Origin of the sequence: Pseudomonas sp. Pse35 (assembly GCF_024519715.1) — a bacterium.
In the GTDB taxonomy this organism is placed as follows: Bacteria; Pseudomonadota; Gammaproteobacteria; order Pseudomonadales; family Pseudomonadaceae; genus Aquipseudomonas; species Aquipseudomonas paracarnis.
Map to the genome: position 1 here is coordinate 1 of NZ_JALJRP010000073.1, position 2,517 is coordinate 2,517.

1 protein-coding gene is annotated in these 2,517 nt (G+C 56.2%); it reads right to left on the minus strand.

Annotated elements, in window-relative coordinates; genetic code table 11:
• Positions 1-2,517 (minus strand): immunoglobulin-like domain-containing protein (locus OC445_RS26855; RefSeq protein WP_315986355.1); only part of this gene is annotated, 2,517 nt, incomplete at both ends.

Genomic DNA, 2,517 nt, shown 5'->3' on the forward strand with positions numbered 1-2,517 from the left:
CGACTTCGAGTTTTTCGAAGTTGCCGCCGGAAGCGTCAGTAATCTTGACGGTCTGAGTGCTCTTATCGATGAACACGTCATCGGTCGGCGCGGGCACGGTTACGGTGCCAACAGTGTCGCCAGCCTTGATCGTGATCGACGAACCGTTATCGAGCTTCAGGGTGACGTCGGTACCGGCCTTGTTGCTCAAGGTCGCGGTATAGGTGATCTGACCACCTTCGTTTGCTTCGGATGGAGCGGTCAGCGTCACCGTGGTGGTGTTATCGGTACCCGGTGTGTCCGTAACGGTGGTGTTCACCGCTGTAGTACCCGGCACCAGGTTTTCAAAGTGCTCGCCACCAGTGACGCCTTTGATAGCAGTGGTGACGGTTTGATCGCCCTTATACACGTCATCAGGAGCAATAACCGAAACGCTACCGCTCGATTGGTTTACGCCGATGGTGATGGTTTTGCCGTTATCGAGGGTGACGGTCAACGGGTTGGTGATGTTGGTCACCGGCGCGCCGTTCTTATCCACAAGGCTGGCGGTGTAAACGATGTTGCCGCCTTCGCCAACGGTGGTGGTGGCGGTCAGGACCACATCGACTTTGTCGATGGTGTCGTTGATCGTGGTGGTGGCGCCGTTGCCTGCAACTTCCAGTTTTTCGAAGTTGCCGCCGGAAGCGTCAGTGATTTTGACGGTCTGCGTGCTCTTATCGATAAACACGTCATCGGTCGGCGCAGGCACGGTTACGGTACCAACAGTTTCGCCAGCCTTGATGGTGATGCTTGAACCGTTGTCGAGTTTCAGCGTGACGTCAGTGCCCGCTTTGTTGGACAGCGTGGCGGTGTACGTGATCTGGCCACCTTCGTTAACAGCACTTGGCGCAGTCAAGGTGACAGTCGTGGTGTTATCGGTGCCCGGTGTATCAGTAACGGTGGTGTTAACCGGGGTAGTACCTGGAACCAGATTTTCGAAGTGCTCGCCGCCGGTCACGCCTTTGATAGCAGTGGTGACGGTCTGGTCGCCCTTGTACACGTCATCAGGAGCAACAACCGAAACGCTACCGCTCGATTGGTTTACGCCGATGGTGATGGTTTTGCCGTTATCCAGGGTCACGGTCAGCGGATTGGTGATGTTGGTCACCGGTGCGCCATTTTTATCCACAAGGCTGGCCGTGTAGACGATGTTGCCGCCTTCACCCACGGTAGTGGTGGCGGTCAGAACTACATCCACCTTGTCGATGGTGTCGTTGATCGTGGTGGTTGCGCCGCTGCCTGCAACTTCCAGTTTTTCGAAGTTGCCGCCGGAGGCGTCGGTGATCTTGACGGTCTGCGTGCTCTTATCGATAAACACGTCATCGGTAGGGGCAGGCACGGTTACGGTGCCAACAGTGTCGCCAGCCTTGATCGTGATCGACGAACCGTTATCCAGCTTCAGGGTGACGTCAGTGCCCGCTTTGTTGGACAGCGTGGCGGTGTACGTGATCTGGCCACCTTCGTTAACAGCACTTGGCGCAGTCAAGGTGACAGTCGTGGTGTTATCGGTGCCCGGTGTATCAGTAACGGTGGTGTTAACCGGGGTAGTACCTGGAACCAGATTTTCAAAGTGCTCGCCGCCGGTCACGCCTTTGATGGCGGTAGTGACAGTTTGATCGCCTTTGTACACATCATCCGGCGCGATGGTTGTAATAGAGCCACTCGACTGATTCACACCAATGGTGATGGTCTTGCCGTTGTCCAAGGTAACGGTCAACGGGTTGGTGATGTTGGTCACCGGTGCGCCGTTTTTATCCACAAGACTGGCGGTGTAGACGATATTGCCGCCTTCGCCGACGGTAGTTGTAGCAGTTAGAACTACATCCACCTTGTCGATGGTGTCGTTGATCGTGGTGGTTGCGCCGTTACCTGCGACTTCGAGTTTTTCGAAGTTGCCGCCGGAAGCGTCAGTAATCTTGACGGTCTGGCTGCTCTTGTCGATGAACACGTCATCGCTAGGAGCGGGCACGGTCACAGTGCCAACAGTGTCGCCAGCCTTGATGGTGATCGAAGAACCGTTGTCGAGTTTCAGCGTTACGTCAGTGCCCGCCTTGTTGGACAGCGTGGCGGTGTACGTAATCTGTCCGCCTTCGTTAACAGCGTTAGGCGCTGTCAGCGTCACAGTAGTGGTGTTGTCGGTACCCGGAGTGTCCGTAACGGTGGTGTTCACCGCGGTAGTGCCCGGCACCAGGTTCTCGAAATGCTCGCCGCCGGTCACGCCTTTGATAGCGGTGGTGACAGTTTGGTCGCCCTTGTACACATCATCAGGAGCAAGAACCGAAACGCTACCGCTCGATTGGTTTACGCCGATGGTGATGGTCTTGCCGTTGTCCAAGGTAACGGTGAGCGGGTTGGTGATGTTGGTCACCGGCGCGCCGTTCTTATCCACAAGGCTGGCGGTATAGACGATATTGCCGCCTTCACCCACGGTAGTGGTGGCGGTCAGAACTACATCCACCTTGTCGATGGTGTCGTTGATCGTGGTGGTTGCGCCGTTAC